Source organism: Streptosporangium nanhuense, from assembly GCF_059358815.1.
Window position 1 is genome coordinate 1015033 of record NZ_JCADBG010000001.1, and the last position, 21816, is coordinate 1036848.

The window sequence follows — 21816 nt, forward strand, 5'->3', positions numbered from 1 at the left end:
ATGACCGAGCTTGTCCGGGCGGAACCGGGTGCCGGGACCGCCACCCGATGGTGGCGCGACGCGGTGATCTACCAGGTCTACGTGCGCAGCTTCGCCGACGGCAACGGCGACGGCGTGGGGGACCTGCTCGGCGTGCGCGGCAGGCTCCCCTACCTGGCGGACCTCGGGGTCGACGCGATCTGGCTCACCCCGTTCTTCACCTCGCCGATGGCCGACTTCGGCTACGACGTGGCCGACTACCGGGACGTGGACCCGATCTTCGGGTCGCTGGCCGACGCCGGGGCGCTGATCGACGACGCGCACCGGCACGGCCTGCGGGTCATCGTGGACGTGGTGCCCAACCACACCTCCGACCGGCACGCCTGGTTCCTGGAGGCCCTGGCCGCGCCCCCCGGCGACCCCGCGCGGGAGCGCTACATCTTCCGCGAGGGCCGGGGCGCGGCGGGCGAGCTGCCGCCCAACGACTGGGAGTCGGTCTTCGGCGGACCCGCGTGGACCCGGCTGCCCGGCGGCGAGTGGTACCTCCACCTGTTCGCCCCCCAGCAGCCCGACCTGAACTGGGAGAACCCCGAGGTCCACGCGGAGTTCGAGTCGATCCTGCGGTTCTGGCTCGACATGGGGGTCGACGGCTTCCGCGTCGACGTCGCCCACGGCATGGTCAAGGCCGACGGCCTGCCCGACGTCGGCCACCCCGACCAGGTCGGGATGATCGGCACCGAGGTGGTGCCGTTCTTCGACCAGGACGGCGTGCACGAGATCCACCGGGCCTGGCGCAGGCTGCTCGACTCCTACCCCGGCGAGCGGATCGGCGTCGCCGAGGCGTGGGCGCCCTCCTCGCAGCGGCTGGCCAACTACGTCCGCCCGGACGAGATGCACCAGGCGTTCAACTTCCACTTCCTCGTCGCCCCCTGGGAGGCCGCCACGTTCCGCGCGGTCATCCAGGAGTCGCTCACGACGGCCGGGTCGGTCGGCGCGCCCTCCACCTGGGTGCTGTCCAACCACGACGTCAAGCGCCACGTCACCCGGTACGGCGGCGGCGAGGTCGGCCTGCGCCGCTCCCGCGCGGCCGCCCTGCTCACGCTCTCCCTGCCGGGCTCGGCCTACGTCTACCAGGGGGAGGAGCTCGGGCTGCCCGAGGTCCTCGACCTGCCGGAGGAGTTCCAGCGCGACCCGCAGCGCCTGCGCAACCCCGACGACGGCCGCGACGGCTGCCGGGTGCCGCTCCCGTGGTCCGGCGGCGAGCCGCACTTCGGCTTCAGCCTGCCCGGCGCCGAGGAAACCTGGCTGCCGATGCCGCCCTCCTGGGGGCCGCTCAGCGTCGCGTCCCAGCTCGGCGACCCGGTCTCCACGCTGAACCTCTACCGGGAGGCGCTGCGGATCAGGCGCGAGCGCCGCTCCTTCGCCGACGCCTCCCACGACGCCCCCCTGACCTGGCTCGCCTCCCCCGAGGGCACCCTGGCCTTCACCAGGGGCGACGGGTTCGCCTGCACGGTCAACCTCACCGGCGAGCCCGTGGAGCTGCCCGCCCCCGGGCGGATCCTGCTGGCCAGCGCGGAGACGGCCGTCACCGGCGGCGTGGCACGGCTCGCCCCCGACTCCGCCGTCTGGTGGGAATGCGATGCCGCATAGCACCCTCGGCCACGGCAGTGCCGGCACCGCGAGGCTGACCGACATCGCCGCGCAGGCCGGGGTGAGCGAGGCCACCGTCAGCCGGGTGCTCAACGGCAAGCCGGGCGTCTCCGCCGTCACCCGGCAGGCGGTGCTGACGGCCCTGGACCTGATGGGGTACGAGCGCCCGCAGCGATTGCGCCAGCGCAGCAACGGGCTGATCGGCCTGGTCACCCCGGAGCTGGACAACCCGATCTTCCCGGCCTTCGCCCAGGCGTTCGAGAAGACCCTCACCCAGCACGGCTACACCCCGGTGCTCTGCACCCAGCTGCCCGGCGGGGCGGTCGAGGACGAGTTCACCGAGATCCTCGTGGAGCGCGGGGTGAGCGGGATCATCTTCGTCTCCGGGCTGCACGCGGACATCACCGCGCGCTCGGACCGCTACACCCAGCTGATCGGGCAGGGCGTGCCGATCGTCCTGCTCAACGGGCACGCCGCCGACGTGCCCGCCCCGTTCATCTCCCCCGACGACCGGGCCGCGGCCCGGCTCGCCGTGCAGCACCTGGCCGACCTGGGACACGAGCGAATCGGCCTGGCCGTCGGCCCCGGCCGGTTCGTGCCGGTGATCAGGAAGATCGAGGGCTACCGGCAGGCCATGTCCCAGCTGCTCGGCGTCACCGACGTCGACGAGCTGATCTCGCACTCGCTGTTCTCGGTGGAGGGCGGCCAGGTCGCGGCGGCACAGCTGCTGGAGCGAGGCTGCACCGGCATCGTGTGCGCCTCGGACCTGATGGCGCTGGGCGCGATCCGGGCCTGCCGCGACCGGGGGCTCTCGGTGCCGGGGGAGGTGTCGGTGGTGGGGTTCGACGACTCGCCGCTGATCGCGTTCACCGACCCGCCGCTCACCACCGTGCGCCAGCCCGTGCAGCCGATGGTCACCGCCGCCGTGCACACCCTCCTGGAGGCCGTCGCCGGGGCGCCCGGCCAGCACTCGGAGCTGATCTTCCAGCCGGAACTCATCGTGCGGGGCTCGACGGGCTCGGGTCCCAAGATCGTTCGCTGAACGTCCCGCCCGGCGGCATTGCGCAAGGATCCATTTCCGCCCATTTCTGCCACCGTCACGGGCTTCCCCGGCATGCCTGTCGATCTCTATACTCCGAAATCCTCACCCCGCGAAGACCGGCGCAGCCGCCGGTCCTCCGGCACACCGCGAAGACCGTAGCCGCCGGTCCTCCCGGGCATCGCGAAGGCCGCCACAGCCGCCGGTCCCCTCGAACATCGCGAAGGCCGCCACAGCCGCCGGTCCTCACCCTCGGCATCCGCGTCATCCGTGTTTTCCGGGTCGCCCGCGGCCCGGGAACCCACCCTCGTACGATCCGTCGACCTCGCGCGCCCCCAGGAGGCCGGTTTGAGTGTGCACGACACCGCCCAGATCCCCATGACCGCCGATCCCTCACGGCTCACCCTCCCGGCCCGCGACCGCGCGGGCACGCCCCCGTGCCGCGCCGTGGAACCGGAGGAGACGCCGTGATCTCCCACTTACCCGGCTCGACCGGCGGCTCGCCCCGCCACGAGACCCACCCCGCCACCGAGTCCGCCCCCGCAGGCAGGGCCGCGGTCGTCGGCGCGGGCCCGGCCGGATCACTGCTCGCCATCCTCCTCGCCCGCCGGGGCCACCCGGTCGACGTCTACGACATGCGCCCCGACCCGCGCGACGGCAAGGGCGACGGCGAGGGACGCTCGATCAACCTGGGCCTGTCGGCCCGTGGCATCCGCGCCCTGCGGCACGTCGGCCTGTGGAACGCTCTCGGCGACAGGCTCGTGCCCATGCGGGGACGGATGATCCACCGTCCGGGCAGGGCCGCGACCTTCCAGGCGTACGGCACCGACCCGCAGGAGATCCTCTACTCGGTCGACAGGGACGAGCTGACCACCCTCCTGGTCGAGAGCGCGGCAGGACACGAGGGGGTACGGCACCTCTTCGGCGTCCGCTGCGCGGGGGTCGACCGCGAGAGCGGGGCGCTGACCCTGTCCGACGCGATCACCGGCGAGACGCGCGAGGCCCGCGCGGACTTCGTGATCGGCGCGGATGGAGCGTTCTCCGCCGTACGCGCCGCCATGCAGCGGGGGCTCGCCGCCGACTACCGCCAGGAGTTCCTCGAATGGGGGTACAAGGAGCTCACGATCCCCGCCGCCCCCGGCGGCGGCTCCCGCGTCCCGCTGGAGGCGCTGCACGTCTGGCCCGGCGAGAACGCCCTGATCGTCGCCCACCCCAACGTGGACGGCTCGCTCACCGCGACGCTCTTCCTGCCGCACTCCGGCGCCCCCGGCTTCGCCGAGCTCACCGGGGAGCGGGACGTCACGGACTTCTTCCTGCGGGTGTTCCCCGGCGTGCTGGACCTCGTGCCCGACCTGGCCGCCCAGTACGCCGCCAACCCGGTGGGGAACCTGGTGACCATCCGCACCTCGCGCTGGCGGCACGGTGACCGGGTGGTCCTGGCGGGCGACGCCGCCCACGCGGTCTACCCGTTCTACGGCCAGGGCATGAACTCCTCCCTGGAGGACTGCCTGGTGCTCGACGGCTGCCTCGCCCGGCACCCCCGCGACCGCGCGGCCGCGTTCGAGGAGTACCAGCGGCTGCGCAAGCCGCACACCGACATCCTGGCCGACCTGTCGGAGCAGAACTTCGCCGACCTGCGAGACGGCACCCGCTCACCGCTGCGCCTGGCCCGCAGGCAGGCCGACCTCGCGCTGAACCGCGCCTTCCCGACCCTGTGGAAGCCGCTCTACACCATGGTCTCGCACACCGACATGCCCTACGGCGAGGCGTTGCGCCGGGCTCGCCGGCAGGACCGCGTGCTGCGCTGGTCGGGCGCGGCGCTGGCGGCGGGGGCCGCGGGGGCCGCCCTGGCGGCCGTGCGGATCGGCACCTCCCCGCGGAGGACGGCCCCGTGATCGCGCACCCCGACGACCCGTCGCTCCGCCTGGTCGAGGTCGCCGACCTCGACGCCCCGTCACCGCCGCCCGAGGTCCTCGCCCACGGGGACGCGCTGCGGGCCGTCGTGGACTGGGCCGGGACCTACCTGTGCCGCCCGCACCCCGACCTCGGCCGCAACGGCCCGGTCTGCCCGTACGCCCAGGGCTCGCTGAGCCGGAACAGGTTCTACCTCGCGGTGCCCCGCGCCGGGGAGACCGTCGAGACCGTCGAGGACGTCGTCGCCGCGGTGGAGCCCTACCGGGCCTGGTTCACCCGGCTCGCGCCGCCGGCCGGGCCCGAGAGCGTGTTCACCACGATCCTGCTGCTCCTGCCCGGCCTCGGCGACCGCCTGGCGCTCGTCGACGGAGCGCAGAACGCGCTGAAGGACGCCTTCGTCGAGGAGGGCCTGATGATCGGGGAGTTCCACGACGGGCCGCCCGACAAGCCCGGCCTGTGGAACCCGTCGCTGCGTCCCCTGGCCGGTCCGGTGCCGCTGCTCGCGATCCGCCACATGGTCGCCACGGACCTGCCCTTCCTGTGGGGGGACCCGGCCCACCGGCGCGCGTACCTGACCCGGTTCGAGGGCAGGGTGCCCGCCCACCTGCGGGAGATCGTCATGGAGACGATCATGGAAGGGGTCGAATGACACCGCCCATGACACCGCCCGCGCGCCGCGACCCCGCAGCGCCCATCCCGCTCACCCCCGCCCAGGCGCGCCTGTGGTTCCTGGACCGGGCCGGGGCCGGCGGCGGGGCGTCCTACGTCTGCTGGACCTTCCAGCGCCTCGTCGGGCCGCTCGACCCGGACGCGCTGCGCGCGGCCTTCACCACCGTCGTGGGCCGGCACGAGGCGCTGCGCCTGGTCATCGTCGAGGGAGCCGGGGGAGTCGAGGGACCCGCCCAGGTGGTACGGGAGAGCGGGCCGGAGCTGCGGGTGGTGGACGCGCCCGACGAGGAGCGGGCGCGCGACATCGTCAGGGACGTGCTCTCGCGCAGGTTCACCCTCGACGGCGCCCCGCTGCACCGGGCCGTGCTGGTCAGGCTCGCGTCCGGGGAGCACGTTCTGGCCTGGTGCCTGCACCACATCATGTGCGACGCGCCCTCGCTCGGGATCCTGGAGGAGGACCTCTGGGCCTGCTACCGGGTCCTGGTCGACGGCGCCGAGCCGCCGGAGCCGGTGTCCGCCCAGTTCCCCGACTACGCCGCCTGGCTCGCCGGGCAGGGGGCGGCGGGGCGCGAGGAGGGGCTGGCCCACTGGCGCGAGCACCTGTCCGGCGCGCCCGCCGTCACCACCCTCCCACTGGACCGCGCCCGGCCCCGCGAACCCGTACTGGGCGGGGCCCGCCGCTCCCTGCGCCTGCCCGACACCCTGGTGGCGGACCTGTACGCCCTCGTCAAGGCGCGGCGCGTCACCCTGTTCGTCATCGCGATGTCGGCGATGACCGCCGCCCTGGCCAGGCACTCCGACGAGGAGGACGTGGTCGTCGGCACCGCCCTGGTCAACCGGCACCTGGTCGAGCTGGAGGGCTCGGTCGGCTGTTACATCAACCTCATCCCGGTACGGACGGACCTGCGGGCCGACCCCACCCTGGCCGAGCTCCTGCGCGCCGTGCGCGGCTCGGTCATCAGGGGGCTCGGCCACCAGGCGACGCCGTTCGAGGAGATCGCCGAGCTGGCCGGGGCCACCCGGGACCTGCGCAGGAACCCCGTCTTCCAGACGCTGCTCGTCATGGGGGAGGGAGGCCGGGCCACCGAGCGGGCGGCGAACCTCACCACGGAGACCTGGGAACTCGACGAGTCCTCGCCCGGCGCCCGTTTCGACCTGACCCTCGTCGTGAGCGTGAGCGAGCGAGGGATCGACCTGCACGCCGACTACTCCGCCGACCTCTACGACGAGGGAACCGTCGACCGGTTCCTGCGCCACGTCGTCGTCTTCCTGTCCGCCTTCACCGCCACACCGGACCTGCGGGTCTGGCAGATCCCGCTGCACGACGAGGTCCACGGTTCCCCGTCCACAGAGCCCACAGAGCCTGTGGAGGGCTTCACGGCGGTTCACGAGCTCATCGCCCGGTGGGCGGCCGAGGCTCCCGGCGCTCCCGCGATGGTCTGCGAGGCGGGGACGATCGGCTACGGCGAGCTGGAACGCCGCTCGGCGCGGCTGGCGGCGCGGCTGCGGGAGGCGGGGGCCCGGCGCGAGTCCGTCGTCGCCGTCGTCCTGCCCAACGGCGGGGACGCCGTCGTCGCCCTGCTCGCCGCGTTGCGGGCGGGGGCCGCCTACCTGCCGCTCAACCCGGCCGACCCGCCGGACAGGATCGCCGGGATCCTCCTGGAGGCCGGAGCGGTCGCCGCCGTCACCTCCGACGGGCACCGGGAGGCGCTCGCGGGCTACCCCGGCGCGGTTCTCACCGTCGGGGACGCCGGTGGTCACGGCGACACGGGCGATCTCGGCGAGGTGCCGCCCGCCGGGCCGGACGACCTCGCGTACGTGATCTACACGTCGGGGTCCACCGGGCGGCCCAAGGGGGTGATGGTGACCCACGGGACCCTCGCCCGGCTGACCGAGTCGTTCCGCGTCGTCCACGGGTTCGGGCCCGGCGGGCGGGTGCTGATGCTGCCGCCGCTGACCTTCGACGCCTCGGTGGGGGACGTGTTCCCCGCCCTGTGCTCGGGGGCCGCCGTCGTGCTGCATCCCGACCCCGCCCTGCTCGACGGGCCGGAGCTGGTGCGCTTCTGCGCGCGGCACGGCGTGACCGCGGTCGACACCGCCGCCTCCCTGTGGCGGGGGTGGGCGGCCGGGCTGGAGCCCGGGGCGGTGCCCGGCGACTGGCCGGTCACCACGATGATGGTCGGGGGGGAGCGGGTACCGCTCTGGGCGGTCCGCGCCTGGGCCGCCGCCACCGGTGGCAGGGCCGAGCTGTTCAACCACTACGGCCCGACCGAGGCGACCGTGTGCGCCACGGTGCACCGCACCCGCGACGGCGCCGAGGCGGCCGGGCGGGAACACCTGCCGATCGGGCGCCCCCTGCCGCACGTCCGCGCCTACGTCCTCGACCGCAGGGGCGGTCTGGCGCCCACCGGGACGCCGGGCGAGCTCCACCTGGGGGGTGACTGCCTCGCCCGGGGCTACGTCGCGCGGCCGGAGGAGACCGAGGCGCGGTTCGTCCACGACCCCCACGCCGGGCGCGAGGGGGCCCGCATGTACCGGACCGGGGACCTGGCCAGATACCTGCCCGACGGGACGCTGGAGTTCCTCGGGCGGGTCGACCGGCAGCTGAAGGTGAACGGCTACCGGATCGAGCCCGCCGAGATCGAGTCCGCCGTCACGGCGTACCCGGGGGTGCGGGACGCGGCCGTGGTGGCCTCCCCGGAGGGAGACCGGCTCGTCGGCTACGTGGCGCCGCGCGCCACCGACCCAGAGGAGCTGCGGGCCTTCCTGCGCGGGCGGCTGCCCCGGCACATGGTGCCCTCCGTGCTCGTACCGCTCGACGAGATCCCGCGCACGCCGCACGGGAAGATCGACGCCGGGCGGCTCCCGGACGCCTCGCGCGACGCGCCCGGGTACGTCCCGCCGCGCGGCCCGCTGGAGACGGCGCTGGCCGGGGTGTGGGCCAGGGTGCTCGACCTTCCCCGGGTGGGGCGCCACGACAACTTCTTCGCCCTCGGCGGGTCCTCGCTGCTGGCCGCCAGGGTGCTCGGCGAGGTCCGCGGGGAGACCGGGGCCGAGCTCTCCCTCGGGGGTCTCTTCGAGACGGCCGACCTGGCGGAGTTCGCCGCCTCCGCGGCCACGCCGGAACCGGCCCTCGGCGACGACGACCTGAGGGCGCTGGCGGCGCTGCCCGGCGAGGTACGCGACGCCCTCACCTCGGCGCGCGACGCGTCCGGGGACGGGCGTGACGCGTCCGGCGGGCGCGGTGTCCCCGGCTCGATCGGCTCCGTGCCGGGCGGGGCGGCGGCGCGGTGGCCCGCGCGGGTGCTGCTGACGGGGGCCACGGGCCTCCTCGGGGCACATCTGCTGGCCGAGTTGCTCGATCGGGGCGTCCCCGAGGTGATGTGCCTGGTCAGGGCGGGGGACGAGCGGGTCGCCGCCGACCGGGTCCGGGATGTCCTGACCCGGCACGGCCTCTGGAGGCCCGGTTACCGGGAAAGGGTCACCGGTCTGGCCGGTGACCTGACGCTGCCCCGGCTGGGGCTGGAGACCGGCGCCCACGACGCCGTGGCGGAGGGGGTCGACCTGATCTGCCACACCGGGCGGGTCGTCAGCTTCGTCCAGCCGTACCGGACGCTCGGCCCCGTGAACGTCGGCGGGACCGTGGAGATGGTCCGGCTGGCCGCGCGCCCGCGGCCGATCCCGCTGCACACCGTCTCCACCCTCGGCGTGTATCTCGGCTGGTCGGGCCGGGATCGGCCGATCACCGAGGACGAGGCCCCGGACGACCCCGCGGGGCTGGAGTCCCCGTACTACCAGACCAGGTGGGTCGCCGACGCGATGGCGCGGGAGGCCCGCGAGCACGGCCTGCCCGTGACGGTCCACCGGCCCGCGCGGGTCGGCGGCCACAGCCTCACCGGCCGGGGCGACCCCGCCGACTACCTCAACCGGCTGCTCGCCACGTTCGTCCAGCTCCGCATGGTGCCCGACATCCCGGTCGCCGAGGACGTCGTCCCCGTCGACCGCCTCGCCGCCGCCGTCGCCGCGCGGCTCCTGGACCCGGCGTCGGCGGGGCGCGACTTCCACTACTTCGACGCCGAGGGGATCACCTACCGGCAGATGGCGGCGGCCCTGGCCGATCACGGGTACGACGTCGAGACGGTCCCCTGGGAGCGCTGGCGGGGGGAGATCCTGCGGCGCTCCGCCGAGGGGGAGCCGGTCGCCATGGGGCCGTTCGCCGCCGATATGGGAGAGAGGCCGCCGGGGCCGCGCGGACCGAGGTTCGACACCTCGTTCACCTGCCCGCCGCCCGATTCCGCGCTGATCGGCCGCTATCTCGCGTTCCTCGAAACGTGCCCCGGCCTCCTTCCCGGAACGGCTCCGCTTCCTGGAAGGGCTCCGCTTCCCGGAACGGCTCCACAGCCGCCCGCCGGGATCGTCACCGGGAGAACCGCCGGGACGCCCCTCGGGACGTCCGCCGAAACGTCCGTGGAAGGAGGGCTCCGTTGAGAGCCGACGCGCTGAGGTTCGCCGGTATCTGGTCCGCCGAGCTGGTGTCGGTGATCGGCTCCAGCCTCACCGGTTTCGTGCTCAGCGTCTGGGTCTACCAGGAGTCCGGATCCGAGACCCAGTTCGCCCTCACCATGCTCTGCGCCACGCTGCCCGGCATCCTCATCACCCCCTTCTCCGGGGTGATCGTCGACCGCTTCGACAGGAAGTGGGTGCTCGTGCTGAGCGACTGCGGGGCGGCGCTGTCGACGGCCGCGCTGCTGCTGATCGTCCAGGCGCAGAACCTGGCCGTGTGGCACGTCTACGTCGCCACCGCCGTCGGCGCGATCTGCGGGACCTTCCATCTCACCGTCTACCAGGCGATGACGCCGCTGCTGGTCCCCGAACGCCACCTGGGACGGGCCAACGGGCTGATGCAGGCCACCTGGGGGCTGCAGATCGCGGCCCCGGTGGCGGCGGGGACGCTGCTCGAGGTGGTGGGACTGCGCGGCGTGCTCCTGCTGGACCTCCTGTCGTTCGCCGTGGCGACGGTCGTGGTCCTGGCGACCAGGCTGCCCCGGTCGGTCACCCGGCCCGAGGCCGTGGCGAGCCCGCCGTCGCTGGGCACCGACCTGCTCTTCGGGCTGCGGCACCTGCGCTCCCACGGACTGTTCCCGCTGGTGGCGGTCTTCGCCGCGTTCAACCTCCTGTTCGCCGTCGCGGGGGTGCTGATCCGCCCGCTCATCCTGTCGTTCACCGGGCCCGCCACGCTCGGGGTGCTGGTGTTCGCCGGAGGGGCGGGGCTGTTCGCGGGGAGCCTGGTCATGGGCCTGTGGGGAGGGCCGCGCCGCAGGATCACCGGGATGAGCCTCTTCATGGCGCTGGGCGGGCTCGCCCTGGCCGCGCACGGCCTGTCCCCCTCGGTGGCGCTCATCGCGGTGGTCGCCCCGGCGTTCCTGTTCGTCCTGCCGGTGGTGAACGGCTGCGTGATGACGATCCTGCAGCTCAAGACCGAGGCCGGGGCGCTCGGCCGGGTGCTCGCCACGGCGCGGACCCTGTCGCAGTGCGCGATGCCCATCGCCTACCTGAGCGCCGCGCCCACCGCCGAACACCTGACGGGGCCCCTGCTGATGCCGGGCGGCGCGCTCGCCGGGAGCGTCGGGGAGCTGATCGGGACGGGCCCCGGCAGGGGGATCGCCCTGATCTACCTGATCGACGGGCTCCTGCTCGTCGCCCTCGCGGTCGTCACCTTCGTCCTTCCCCGGCTCCGTCGCCTGGAGCGCGAGATCCCCGACGCCCCCAGAGCGGACGCCGCGCCCGCCCCGGTCCCTTGAGCCCGGTCCCCTGACCCCAATCCCCTGCCCCCGGTCCTCGGTCCTCGGAACCGCGACCGCCACGAGACCTCCGCGAACCGCGACCTCCGTGAACCGGGACCTTCACAAGCCCTTCAGAACCGCGACCCTCACCGACCGCGCCCCACACGAACCGCGACCCTTACGAACGAGGTCCGATGCCGCTGCACCTGACACCCGAGGACGCCCGCCGCTACCTGGAGAGCGGAGAGGCGCCCGGTCCCCATCTCGACGTGATCGGCGCCATGTCGGCGCACGCCGCCGCGGCGGGGCTCCGGCTCGGCCTGTTCGAGGCCCTGGCGGACGGGCCCAGGGAACTGCCCGAGCTGGCCGCCGGGCTCGGCGCCGACCGGGACGGCCTGCGCGTCCTGCTCGGCGCGCTCGCCGCGACCGGGTACGTGACCTCTGAGCCCGGCGGGTACGCGCTGACCGCCGTGTCCCGCCCGCTGCTCGGCGGGTACGGCAACACGCTGCTGTTCTGGCAGGAGGTCCTGGCCGGGCTCTGGGGCGGGCTGGAGGAGTCGGTGCGCTCCGGCAGGCGTGGCGCCGACTTCTACACCTGGCTGGCCGGGCGCCCCGAGACGCTGGCCCGCTTCCAGCGGCTGCTCCAGGACCAGGCGGGGTGGCTTGCGGAGGAGATCGCCGCCGTCGCCCCCCTGCCGCGCGGCGCCTCCCGGCTGCTGGACCTGGGCGGCGGGCACGCCCGCTACAGCCTCGCCTACTGCCGGGACCGGCCGGAGCTGCGCGCCACCGTCGTCGACCTGTCCCCGGGGCTCGACGCGGGCCGCTCGGCGGTGGCCTCGGCGGGGCTGGCCGACCGCGTCACCCTTCTCGACGGGGACATCCTGGGCGACCTCCCGTACCGCGACCAGGACGCCGTGCTGCTGTTCAACCTGCTGCACGGCTTCGGCGAGGAGCAGGCCTCGGCCCTGCTGCGGGCCGCGACGCGCACGCTGCGCCCCGGCGGGGTCGTGCTGGTCCTCGACAGGGATCCCGGCCATCCGGGCGACGCGGCGGCGCGGGCCTTCACCCCGCTCTTCGAGCTCAACCTGCACCACACCCAGGGCGGGCGGCTGTACTCCCCGGAGACGGTCACCCGGTGGCTCGCGGAGGCCGGTTGTCATGATCCGCAGGAGTATGTCCTGACGCGCTCCCCGGCGCACCTTCTGATCGTCGCCACCAGGGCATGACCGTCCTGACCAGGGGGTGAGCCGGGTGTGAGTCGGGTGTGAGCCGGGCGGGGGCGGCCGGGTCCGCCCGGCTCCGCGACGCCGCCCGGCCCGCCGAAGTGAAGCGGAGGTAACGGTCGGCTGTGCGTCCTTCGCTCGGATCGCTGAGTGAACCCCGGGTGTGCGAAGATCTGCGCTGACGTACTGGCGGGGAACGGCGATGGAGCGTAGCAAAATGAACTCGACGAGGCTGTGGGCCGCTCCCGTGGCGGGGGTTCTCGTGGCCGGAAACATGCTCGTCGCCGTACCGGGAGCCACCGCCGCGGCGGGCACCGTCTACTACGTCGACTCCAGGTCCGGAGACGACGCGGCCGCCGGGACCTCGGCCTCGGCCGCCTGGCGCAGCCTGGACAACGTCAACGCCGCGACCCTGGGCCCCGGCGACACCGTGCGCCTCAAGCGCGGCGGCAGCTGGCCGGGCGCGCTGACGCTGTCCGGCAGGGGCACCGCCGCCAGCCCCATCTCGGTCGAGCCGTACGGCAAGGGCGCCGCCCCGAGGATCAGCGGCAGGGACGCGGCCTGCGTGGTGATCTCGGGCTCCTACGTGCGGGTCGTGGGGGTGCACGCCAGCAACTGCCAGTGGGCCGGCTTCGAGGTCGGCGGCAACCGCAACGAGCTCGACCGCGTCATCGCCGACCGCAACATCACCGGGGTCCACTTCGTCGGCGCGAGCAACGTCGTCAAGAACAGCGTCCTGCGTGACAACAACCGCATGAGCGTCAACGACGAGGGCGGCGACGACGACTCCGGCGCGTTCGGCGTGCTGCTCAACGGCGACGAAAACCTCGTCACCGGGAACCTGATCACCGGCAGCTACGCGAGCAGCAAGGACTACGGCACCGACGGCGCCGCCGTGGAGGTGTTCAACGGCGACCGCAACCGGATCACCCATAACGTCGCCAGGAACAACGAGACCTTCGTCGAGCTCGGCGCGCAGAAGGGCAAGACCGCCGGGGGCAACGTCTTCGCCCACAACGTGGTCACCTCCTCGCGCAGGGCCTCCTTCCTCGTCACCCGGGGCGCCGGCCACGTGGTCGGGCCGGTGAAGGGCACCGTCGCGGTGCACAACTCGGTCTACCTGCCCGCCCGCAAGACCCTCGGCTGGGCCTGCCACGACGGCTGCTCCCCGGCGATCCTGAAGCTGCGCAACAACGTCATCGTGGTCGGCGGCGAGGTGGGCTTCGAGGACGGCAAGGGGGCCGACGAGGACGCCGGCGTCTACAAGGGCCGCTCCCGCAAGTTCAAGCTCGGCCCCAGGTCGATCATGGCCGACCCCCGCTTCAGGAGCCGGACGGACCTGCGCCTGCGCCCCGGCTCCCCGGCGCTCGGCCGCGGCGTCAAGCTCGGCCCCGTCTGGTACGGAGGGACGGGCCTGGCCCGTGACCTCTCCGGCGCCAAGCTGTCCGCGACCCCCGCCGCCGGGGCTTATCAATCCTGATTTTTACGCGTTTTGGGTCTTATGCTGGACATCTCCCCGGAACCTTCGTGAAACCTGGCTAGGACAGTCTGGTGCGTAGAGCGAGGTGATCGGCATGATGTTGCGGCTACGCGTTTCCTTCCCCGACAGGCCGGGCACCCTGGGCCAGGCGGCCCGGGTGCTGGGCACGCTGGGTGCGGACATCCTCCAGGTGACGGTCCTGGAACGTGAACTCGGCAGGGCGGTGGACGACTTCACCGTCTCCTGGCCCGGCACCGTGGACGCGGAGACGGTCAGGGACCGCCTCTCGGGGGTCCCGGGGATGCGCGTCGAGGGTGTCTGGCCCACGCGCGAGATCCCCGGCACCGCGCCCGACTACGACCTGCTCAAGCACGTCGCCGCCGATCCCGGCAGGGCCTTCGAGACCCTCGTGGACGCCATGCCCGACCTGGTGAGCGCCGAGTGGGCGGTGATCCTGTCGCCGGAGAGCGAGGATCTCGTCCACCGCAGCTGGCAGGCTCCGGCGGCCCTCGACGAGACGGGGGGCCTCGTCGGCGTCAAGGCGGCCGACCTCGCCACGCTGCGCCCCGCCGTCCTCGGTTCCGGGCGGCACCAGCTGATGAGCCTCCCGGTGCCGGAGACGAGCCGGCACCTGATCCTGGCCAGGACCGACGGTCCGCCCTTCCATCGCGCGGAACTGGATCGTGCCACCCGCGTTCTGGAGATCGTCTCCGTCATGAGCCGCGCCTCTTGAATCCCAGCGTTTCCGATATGTCGGTTATGGGGTAGGAAACTAGGAGTGACTCGGCGCCACCTTCCGTGACCGCGCCTTCCCGTCCGTCGTGTCCGGTCCCGCCCGCCGAGGGCGGCCGGGCTCGTCCGGCGGGACGGTGGCCGTCGCGCACCCGCATCAGATCTCCCCCCGATGACACCGCCGGTCGTATCGGTACCGGGCCCTCGCGGGTCCGGGAGGAGGGCAGCCTGATGCCTAAGCGCCACGTCGTGACGATGATCCTGCTGGGGTCCTGCCTGGCGGCGAGTACGGCCTGCGCGGGAGGGAACCCGGCCGTCACGGACGCCGCTCCCGCCGCCCTCGCGCGGGGCCTCGACCTCGGCCGAAGTCCCGGCCCCTCGCGGAGCGCGGAACCGGGGGCGAGCACGACCCCCACCGCCGCCCCTCCCGAGGGCGCCGTACCCGTGCCGGAGGGGTTCAAGCGGATCGGGGGCCCCGCCAACGGTGTCGTCGTCGCGATCCCGAAGGATTGGGTCGCGCTCGACCTGACCAAGGACGACCTCGACAAGGGGCTGCAGAGCAGCGGCCTGTCGGGCCCCACGCTGGAACAGGCGAAGAAGAGCCTGCAGACCCTGGTCGACAACAACGGCCTGTGGGCGTCGGACACAAAATCGGCCAAGTCTTCCAAGAACGGGTTCCCCACCAACCTCAACGCCTTCTGCCAGGCCGGGCGGCAGATCTCGACGGAACAGCTGCTCAGGGAGACCAGGTCCCAGCTGGAACAGCTCAACGCCAAGGTCGTCGAGGCGGGGAAGGTGCGGCTCGGCTCCCGGGAGGCGGCGCGGATCGTCTACTCGTTCGAGAGCAACGGCGTCAACGTCCGGGGCACCCAGTACTACGTGCCGGTCGCGGACAGGACCTGCATCGTCACGCTCAGCACCGACACCGAGGGCAAGCAGGAGTTGTTCGACCGGATCGGCGAGACGATCAGGCCGCTCTGACGACCGTCCCGCTTCCGGCACGGCGGGCATCTCGGTTCCGTACGACAGGCTTCCCGCCCTGACGACAGGTTCCCGGCCCGTGCCGCGTCAGCGCTGCGGCGGGTCGATGCGGGCGCCGTCCATCGTGAAGAGCATGAGGCGGGTGACGTCGACCCCCACCCGGGCGGACTCCCCGGCCCGCCAGACCGGGCGGGAGCCCAGGCGGACGATGAGGTCGGCCCGGCGGTGGTTGCCGCTGACCTGCTCCTGCGCCTGCTGCGGCTCGGCGTCCTCGTCGAAGGGGATGCCGGGCATGAGCCGCCGCAGGACCGAGCGGACCCGGCCGCCGACGAGGGGGGCGCCCAGGCCGTTGGCCTTGTGCCGGGGGTCGGGGGGCTCGGGCACGGCCACGGAGGTCAGCCCGCTCTCGACGTAGGCGAGCCACTCGTGGCCGTGGTACTCCAGGGCGCGGACGCGGCCCAGGAAGGTCGGCCCCTCGAAGCTGTCGGGGACCGGGGCCAGGCAGTCGGGGCGCAGGCCGACGATGATCTGGCGGCCCACGTGCTGGGAGATGACGTAGGCCCTGGGATCGGTCCAGGGAATCATGATCTGGTGCGGGCCGAAGTCCAGCAGGATGAACTGGTTCTGCGGGGTGCGGACGGTGGCCGCGAGCAGGTTGATCTGCTGGGAGCTGAGGAAGGCCGCGGTGAAGGCGGTCGCGGGGTCGTTGTAGACCTGGCCGGGAGTGCCGACGTCCTGCAGGACGCCGCGGTTCATGATGGCGATCCGGTCGGCCAGCGTCAGGGCCTCGACCTGGTCGTGCGTCACGTAGATCGTGGTCACCCCGAGGGAGCGGACCAGCGACGAGATCTCCATCCGGAGCTCGGTGCGCATGCCCGCGTCCAGGTTGGAGAGCGGCTCGTCCATCAGGAAGAGCGAGGGCTGGCGGACGATCGCGCGGCCCATCGCCACGCGCTGGCGCTGGCCACCGGAGAGCGTTCCAGGGCGGCGTTCCAGCGTCTCGTCGATGTGCAGCGCCTTGGACAGCTCCGTCACGCGCTCCCTGACCATCGCGGGGTCGGCCTTCGCGATCTCCAGGGGGAAGGCGATGTTGCCGCGTACGGTCCGGTGCGGATAGAGCGCGCCGTTCTGGAACACCATGGCCACGTCGCGGTCGCGGGGGGCGAGCTCGTTGGCGAGCGTGCCGCCCAGCCACAGGTCCCCGTCGGTGACCTCCTCCAGACCCGCGATCATCCGGAGCAGGGTGGACTTGCCGCAGCCGGAGGGGCCCAGGAGTACGAGAAACTCCCCGTTTTCCGCGCGCAGGCTCATGCGGTCGACCGCGAGGTATCCGCCCGGGTATACCTTGCTCACGTTGTCGAGGACGACGGTACTCATGCGCGCTCGTTCCTCCCGGACGCCCCCGCCCGGATCCCAGCCGTGTGATTGATGAGGTAGTACATCGCGACACTTGCCCGTGTGTCCATAGATGTCGTTAGAAATTGCTCATCTAATGGTTACTTCCCCGTTTCTCGATGTGACGGTGAGTCGTGACATCGAACCTTTACTGGAGTGCCGGCAGGAAGGTTGAAATGTTACAGTTTGCGAAAAGTTGCAGAAACGAATTTCATAGAGGGAGCCGGATGCCGATCGGTTCGCGCCTGGTTGAATCGCATGGTGGGGTGACTGCTTGGTGACTCCTCCGCTCCCTGAAGGGAGCGGCTTCTCGTTAAGCCGCTTGCGCGACGTCGCGAAGGGCAAGCCCTGCCCGCAGGATGTTGATCGCTGCGTTGACGTCGGCGTGCGCCGTATGAGCGCACCGCTGACAATGGAACCCGGCTTGGGTGACGCGGTTCTCCTTCGCGACGTGGCCGCAGGCGGCGCACGTGCGGGAGGTGTTGGCGGGGTTCACCGCGATCAGCTCTCGACCGGCGCTTTCAGCCTTGTGCGACAGGATCGTCAGGAACACCCCCCAACCCGCGTCCAGGATGCTGCGGTTCAGGCCGGACTTCTGCGCCACGTTCGTGCCGGGTGCCTCCACGGTGCCGGACGCCGAGCGGGTCATGTTGGCGATCCGCAGGTCCTCGTAGGCGATGACGTCGTAGCCGCGAACCAGGCGCAGGGCCGCCTTGTGCGCGCCGTCGAGGCGTTGACGGCGCACCTTGCTGTGCAGAGCCGCGACCCGCGCCACGGCCCTGCGGCGCCGCGCAGAGCCCCGCTTTTTGCCCGCCAGGTCCCGCTGCGCGACGGCGAGGCGCTCTGCGGAGGCGGCCAGGTGGCGCGGGTTGTCCAGGTGGTCTCTGTCGCTGGTGGTGACCAGCGACGCCACTCCCAGGTCGATCCCGACGGTGGCGCCCGTGGCGGGCAGGGCCTCGGCGGGTACGTCGTCGCAGGCGAGGATCACATACCAGCGCGAACCTTCACGTTTCACGCTGATCGTCTTCACGATGCCACGCACCGCGCGGTGCTGGTGAACGCGTACATGCCCGACGCCCTGGAGGCGGACGAACGTCGCGGACGGGTGTTCGCGCTGGGAGTCCCACCGGCAGCCGTCGCCGTCCTTGGGCCAGGTCACCGTGTCGAACCGGCCCTGGCCCTTGAAACGCGGGTAACCCGGTGTGCGCCCGGCCTGGAGGCGGGCGAAGAACGCGGCGAACGCCGTGTCCAGGCGGCGCAGGGTGGCCTGCTGGGAGGAGAACGACCACCGGCCCTGACCGTCGGCGTCGTCGGCGCGGATGTGCTTGAGGTCGGCCGACTGCTCGCCGTAGCGGACCGTCACGCCTGCCTTGCGGTAGGCGGTGCGGCGGTGCTCCAGCGCGGCGTTGTACAGGGCGCGGTGGTCATCCAGGCACGCGGTGAGCGCGACCTGCTGGTGGACGGTCGGACGCAGCAGGAACTTAAACGACCTGCGCACCAGCACCCCCACCGGTGGGGGTGCTCGTATCGGGTCTCGATTCGGGCATCACCTCCAGCGCCACGAGCTGTCGGCCGTGCTCGTCGGCCTTGGCGCGAATCAACTCCCCAAAGCGACCCTTGACCCGCCCACCAAGAACCGGGCGGCGATACTTCGGGCACCACACCACGTGGTACCCGAGGTCGTACGCCGCGCCGGGGCAGGTGCGCACCTGACGAGTCACGCCATCAATATGACAGCACCGTCCATCTAACGCGCGACGATCGGAGATCCCCCCATGCGCAGACCTGACCGGCCAGGCCACGCTCGGGCCTTGACGGCCCCCCGCTCCCGACTCCCCCGTCGCCCAAAGGCGACGGTCCCTTCGGGAGGATCTGATGGACGGTGAGCTCGCGCAGACCTCACGTTTCCGCTCCGACGGGACGACGATCCGGCTGGCCGACATCGCCGCGCAGGCCGGGGTGAGCGAGGCCACCGTCAGCCGGGTGCTCAACGGCAAGCCCAGCGTGTCGCAGTCGACCCGGCAGGCGGTGCTGACGGCTCTCGACCTGATGGGGTACGAGCGCCCGCAGCGATTGCGCCAGCGCAGCAACGGCCTGGTCGGCCTGGTCACCCCGGAGCTGGACAACCCGATCTTCCCGGCCTTCGCCCAGGCCATCGAGAAGGCGCTGACCCAGCACGGCTACACCCCGGTGCTCTGCACCCAGCTGCCCGGGGGCGCCCCCGAGGACGAGTTCACCGAACTCCTGATGGACCGCGGGGTCAGCGGCATCGTCTTCGTCTCCGGACTGCACGCCGACACCACGGCGAAGATGGACCGTTACACGCGCCTGATCGAGCGCGGGCTGCCGATCGTCCTGCTCGACGGCTACAGCGAGCGCGTCGAGGCCCCCTTCATCTCCCCGGACGACCGGGCCGCGGCCCGGCTGGCCGTGCAGCACCTGGTCGACCTGGGACACGAGCGCATCGGCCTGGCCGTGGGGCCGCGCCGGTTCGTACCGGTGATCAGGAAGATCGAGGGCTACCGGCAGGCCATGTCCCAGCTGCTCGGCGTCACCGACACCGACGAGCTGATCTCGCACTCGCTGTTCTCGGTGGAGGGCGGCCAGGCAGCCGCGGCGCAGTTGCTGGCGCGGGGATGCACGGGAATCGTGTGCGCGTCCGATCTGATGGCGCTGGGCGCGATCCGGGCCTGCCGCGACCGCGGGTTGTCGGTCCCGGTGGAGGTGTCGGTGGTGGGGTTCGACGACTCGCCGCTGATCGCGTTCACCGACCCGCCGCTCACCACCGTGCGCAAGCCCATCGGCGCGATGGCCTCGGCGGCGGTGGCGACCCTCCTGGAGGAGATCAACGGGGTCCGCGCCAAACACGTCGAGCTGATGTTCCAGCCCGAGCTCGTCGTCCGCCGCTCGACCGGCTCCGGCCCCCTGGTCAGCCGCTAGGGCGGGCGTCCGGCCGGGCGGCCGGAGCCCTGGGTCTCCACGCTTCCGGGAGATTTCGAATGAACACAGGTCACGACGTCGTCGTCATCGGCGGCACCGGGGTCGACACCACCGCCTACGTGCCCGCGCTCCCTCTGCCGTACGCCGACACCTACGCGGTCCCGCCGGTGGTCGACCGGATCGGCAACACCGGCAGCGGTGTCGCCCTCGGCTGCCACGCGCTCGGGCTGAGGGTCAAGCTGGTCGACCTGATCGGCGACGACCCGCAGGGCCGGTTCATCCGGGCCCACTTCGCGGAGCGGGGGGTGGACACCGGCTGGGCGCTCGCGCCGCAGGGGACCCGGCGCAGCATTCTGCTCGTCGGCCCGGACGGGCGGCGCACCTCGCTGTTCGACCCGCGTGCGGCGCCGGGCGAGCGGCTGCCCAGGGAGCTCTACCTGGACGCGGTCCGCGCGGCCCGGCACGTCCACGTGTCGATCACCGACTTCTCCCGGCACGTCTACCCCGACCTGCGCACCGCCCCCGGCCCGGCCAACGGCGCAGCGCCGAGCATCGGACCCGGCCCGGCCAGCGGCGCAGCGCCGAGCATCAGCCCCGACCCGGGCACCGGATCCGCCCCGAGCACCGGACCCGGGCGGGTCACCGGGCACGAACCGGTCGCCGGGATCGTCGCGGGCGGCGGGTCCGTCTCCACCGACCTGCACGACTGGGACGGTGAGAACGACCACCACAGGGACTTCGCCTACTCCTCCGACCTGGTATTCCTGTCGGCCACCGCACTCGGCCCGCGCCGCGACGAGGTCATGCGCGACATTCTGGCGCGCGGCAGGGCGAGGGCCGTGGTCTGCACGGAGGGCGCCGAGGGCTGCCGCGTCCTGGACGCGGACGGCTTCCGCGGCTTCCCCGCCGCACCCCTCCCGGGACCGGTGGTCGACAGCAACGGCGCGGGCGACGCGTTCGTCTCGGGGGTCCTGTACGGGCTGCTCTCCGGGCGCTCCCTCGACGACTCCATCCCTCTCGGCGCCGTCGCCGGAGCCCACGCCTGCACGTCGGCGGGCACCCACGAGAACCCCATCACCGCGCCGGACCTCCTCGCCCGCTGACCGCGCCGGCACCGGGGCGCGGAGGCTGGGGCCTGTACGGGGTTGAGATCAGCGGGATTCGCCTGCGCGGTGGTCCGCGGCCCTGGTAGGCCGTCGCTATGACGCGTGGAGGGCGGCGTCAGGCGGAATCGCGCGCCGCGCGCGGCCGCACCATGGTCAGACCGTGGCGGCGAGAGGCAGGCGAGCCTCGACGACCCCGGGGTCGTCGGTGGGGCCGACGGTGGAGCCGAGGCCGACCATGAGGCGGCGCATGCGCTGGTTGTTCCACAGAATGACGGCGTGGACCTCGGTGAGACCGCGGTCGCGGGCGACGCCGACGAGAACGCGGGCGAGCTCGGCGCCCAGGCCGCGCCCCTGCCAGTCGTCCTCGACGAGGAGGGCGAGCTCGGCCGTGCCGGGGTCGGCGCAGTACATGAGGTTGGCCATGGCGCGGACCTGGCCGTCGTGGCAGGCGATGACGGACTCACCCCGGTCGCGGTCGCAGAGCCGGTCGAACATGCGCCGGGGCAGGACCGGCATGGCGGTGAAGTAGCGGAACCAGCGCGAGTCCGGGGTGCAGCGCTCGTGCAGGCCACGGACCGCTTCCTCGGAAACGGGCGTCAGGGCGCGGACGAGGACCTCGGTGCCGTCCGTCAGGCACAGGGCGCGCTCGCCGACGGCCGGTCCTGCCGGGGACCGGGTGCGGCGGGCGAAGGCGGCGGCGCGGGCGGCCTCGACGTCGCCGGCCGCGGCGGAGATCCCGGCCGCGGACGCGTGCGCCTCGCTCCCGGTGCCGGACCGGACGAACAGGCCGATGGTTCCACCGCCACGCCGGGTCAGGGCGGACGCGAAGGAGGCGAGGTGGCCGGGCCGCCTGTCGACGGTGGTGCGGATGCGCATGAAGGACATGAGGTGCTTCCCCCTGTTTCAGTGCCGTACTCGAACGTCT

At 72.9% G+C, this 21816-nt stretch carries 16 protein-coding genes and 1 pseudogene; 13 read left to right on the forward strand and 4 right to left on the reverse strand.

From position 1 onward, the window contains the following. The 11 genes from AC5L38_RS04205 to AC5L38_RS04255 all read left to right on the forward strand — a co-directional run bounded on the left by AC5L38_RS04205 (position 1) and on the right by AC5L38_RS04255 (position 15450). Positions 1-1629 carry a glycoside hydrolase family 13 protein gene (locus AC5L38_RS04205; RefSeq protein WP_495241401.1) on the forward strand — a complete coding sequence of 543 codons (1629 nt, stop codon included), beginning with the start codon at positions 1-3 and terminating at the stop codon, positions 1627-1629. After that, complete coding sequence (locus tag AC5L38_RS04210; protein ID WP_495241402.1) at positions 1619-2671, forward strand: LacI family DNA-binding transcriptional regulator; 1053 nt, start codon at positions 1619-1621, stop codon at positions 2669-2671. Before AC5L38_RS04205 ends, AC5L38_RS04210 begins: the two co-directional genes overlap by 11 nt. Before the next feature lie 345 nt (positions 2672-3016). Next, positions 3017-3139, forward strand: a complete 123-nt coding sequence (locus AC5L38_RS04215) for a hypothetical protein (RefSeq protein ID WP_495241403.1) — start codon at positions 3017-3019, stop codon at positions 3137-3139. Then, entirely contained in the window at positions 3136-4563 is a 1428-nt protein-coding gene (locus AC5L38_RS04220) for an FAD-dependent oxidoreductase (RefSeq protein WP_495241404.1), read from the forward strand. Before AC5L38_RS04215 ends, AC5L38_RS04220 begins: the two co-directional genes overlap by 4 nt. After that, positions 4560-5231: a DUF6875 domain-containing protein gene (locus AC5L38_RS04225; protein WP_495241405.1), complete on the forward strand. Its 672-nt coding sequence runs from the start codon at positions 4560-4562 to the stop codon at positions 5229-5231. The genes AC5L38_RS04220 and AC5L38_RS04225 overlap by 4 nt, the downstream gene beginning before the upstream one ends. 8 nt (positions 5232-5239) lie before the next feature. Continuing rightward, positions 5240-9739 (forward strand): non-ribosomal peptide synthetase, encoded by a 4500-nt coding sequence (locus AC5L38_RS04230; protein WP_495241406.1) that lies wholly within the window; start codon positions 5240-5242, stop codon positions 9737-9739. Next, complete coding sequence (locus AC5L38_RS04235; protein ID WP_495241407.1) at positions 9736-11052, forward strand: MFS transporter; 1317 nt, start codon at positions 9736-9738, stop codon at positions 11050-11052. Before AC5L38_RS04230 ends, AC5L38_RS04235 begins: the two co-directional genes overlap by 4 nt. A gap of 176 nt (positions 11053-11228) precedes the next feature. Then, entirely contained in the window at positions 11229-12260 is a 1032-nt protein-coding gene (locus AC5L38_RS04240) for an SAM-dependent methyltransferase (RefSeq protein ID WP_495241408.1), read from the forward strand. Between the two features lie 214 nt (positions 12261-12474). Next, a complete protein-coding gene (locus AC5L38_RS04245) occupies positions 12475-13737 on the forward strand; it encodes a right-handed parallel beta-helix repeat-containing protein (protein WP_495241409.1) in 1263 nt (420 codons plus the stop codon). 94 nt (positions 13738-13831) lie between these two features. Continuing rightward, positions 13832-14470, forward strand: a complete 639-nt coding sequence (locus AC5L38_RS04250; protein ID WP_495241410.1) for an ACT domain-containing protein — start codon at positions 13832-13834, stop codon at positions 14468-14470. Between the two features lie 230 nt (positions 14471-14700). After that, positions 14701-15450, forward strand: coding sequence for a hypothetical protein (locus AC5L38_RS04255; protein ID WP_495241411.1), 750 nt, complete (start codon positions 14701-14703; stop codon positions 15448-15450). Between the two features lie 87 nt (positions 15451-15537). Here AC5L38_RS04255 and AC5L38_RS04260 read toward each other — a convergent pair whose 3' ends face one another. The 3 genes and pseudogenes from AC5L38_RS04260 to AC5L38_RS04270 all read right to left on the reverse strand — a co-directional run. Next, positions 15538-16827, reverse strand: a complete 1290-nt coding sequence (locus AC5L38_RS04260) for an ABC transporter ATP-binding protein (protein ID WP_495241412.1) — start codon at positions 16825-16827, stop codon at positions 15538-15540. A 331-nt stretch (positions 16828-17158) separates the two neighbouring features. Continuing rightward, a complete protein-coding gene (locus AC5L38_RS04265) occupies positions 17159-18343 on the reverse strand; it encodes an RNA-guided endonuclease InsQ/TnpB family protein (RefSeq protein WP_495241413.1) in 1185 nt (394 codons plus the stop codon). 40 nt (positions 18344-18383) lie between these two features. Further along, positions 18384-18554 (reverse strand): annotated as a pseudogene (locus tag AC5L38_RS04270) (IS200/IS605 family transposase); the annotation flags it as partial. 166 nt (positions 18555-18720) lie between these two features. On the opposite strand from AC5L38_RS04270, the gene AC5L38_RS04275 reads away from it, so the two are divergent. Then, positions 18721-19785, forward strand: coding sequence for a LacI family DNA-binding transcriptional regulator (locus AC5L38_RS04275; RefSeq protein ID WP_495241414.1), 1065 nt, complete (start codon positions 18721-18723; stop codon positions 19783-19785). 59 nt (positions 19786-19844) lie between these two features. Then, a complete protein-coding gene (locus AC5L38_RS04280; protein ID WP_495241415.1) occupies positions 19845-20888 on the forward strand; it encodes a carbohydrate kinase family protein in 1044 nt (347 codons plus the stop codon). A 156-nt stretch (positions 20889-21044) separates the two neighbouring features. Here AC5L38_RS04280 and AC5L38_RS04285 read toward each other — a convergent pair whose 3' ends face one another. Next, positions 21045-21776, reverse strand: a complete 732-nt coding sequence (locus AC5L38_RS04285; RefSeq protein WP_495241416.1) for a GNAT family N-acetyltransferase — start codon at positions 21774-21776, stop codon at positions 21045-21047. Between the last annotated feature and the right edge of the window lie 40 nt (positions 21777-21816).

Coding starts and splice junctions, on each gene's coding strand:
- AC5L38_RS04205 (WP_495241401.1), top strand. CDS start 1: ATGACCGAGCTTGTCCGGGCGGAACCGGGTGCCGGGACCGCCACCCGA.
- AC5L38_RS04210 (WP_495241402.1), top strand. CDS start 1,619: ATGCCGCATAGCACCCTCGGCCACGGCAGTGCCGGCACCGCGAGGCTG.
- AC5L38_RS04230 (WP_495241406.1), top strand. CDS start 5,240: ATGACACCGCCCGCGCGCCGCGACCCCGCAGCGCCCATCCCGCTCACC.
- AC5L38_RS04240 (WP_495241408.1), top strand. CDS start 11,229: ATGCCGCTGCACCTGACACCCGAGGACGCCCGCCGCTACCTGGAGAGC.
- AC5L38_RS04245 (WP_495241409.1), top strand. CDS start 12,475: ATGAACTCGACGAGGCTGTGGGCCGCTCCCGTGGCGGGGGTTCTCGTG.
- AC5L38_RS04250 (WP_495241410.1), top strand. CDS start 13,832: ATGATGTTGCGGCTACGCGTTTCCTTCCCCGACAGGCCGGGCACCCTG.
- AC5L38_RS04255 (WP_495241411.1), top strand. CDS start 14,701: ATGCCTAAGCGCCACGTCGTGACGATGATCCTGCTGGGGTCCTGCCTG.
- AC5L38_RS04260 (WP_495241412.1), bottom strand. CDS start 16,827: ATGAGTACCGTCGTCCTCGACAACGTGAGCAAGGTATACCCGGGCGGA.
- AC5L38_RS04275 (WP_495241414.1), top strand. CDS start 18,721: ATGGACGGTGAGCTCGCGCAGACCTCACGTTTCCGCTCCGACGGGACG.
- AC5L38_RS04280 (WP_495241415.1), top strand. CDS start 19,845: ATGAACACAGGTCACGACGTCGTCGTCATCGGCGGCACCGGGGTCGAC.
- AC5L38_RS04285 (WP_495241416.1), bottom strand. CDS start 21,776: ATGTCCTTCATGCGCATCCGCACCACCGTCGACAGGCGGCCCGGCCAC.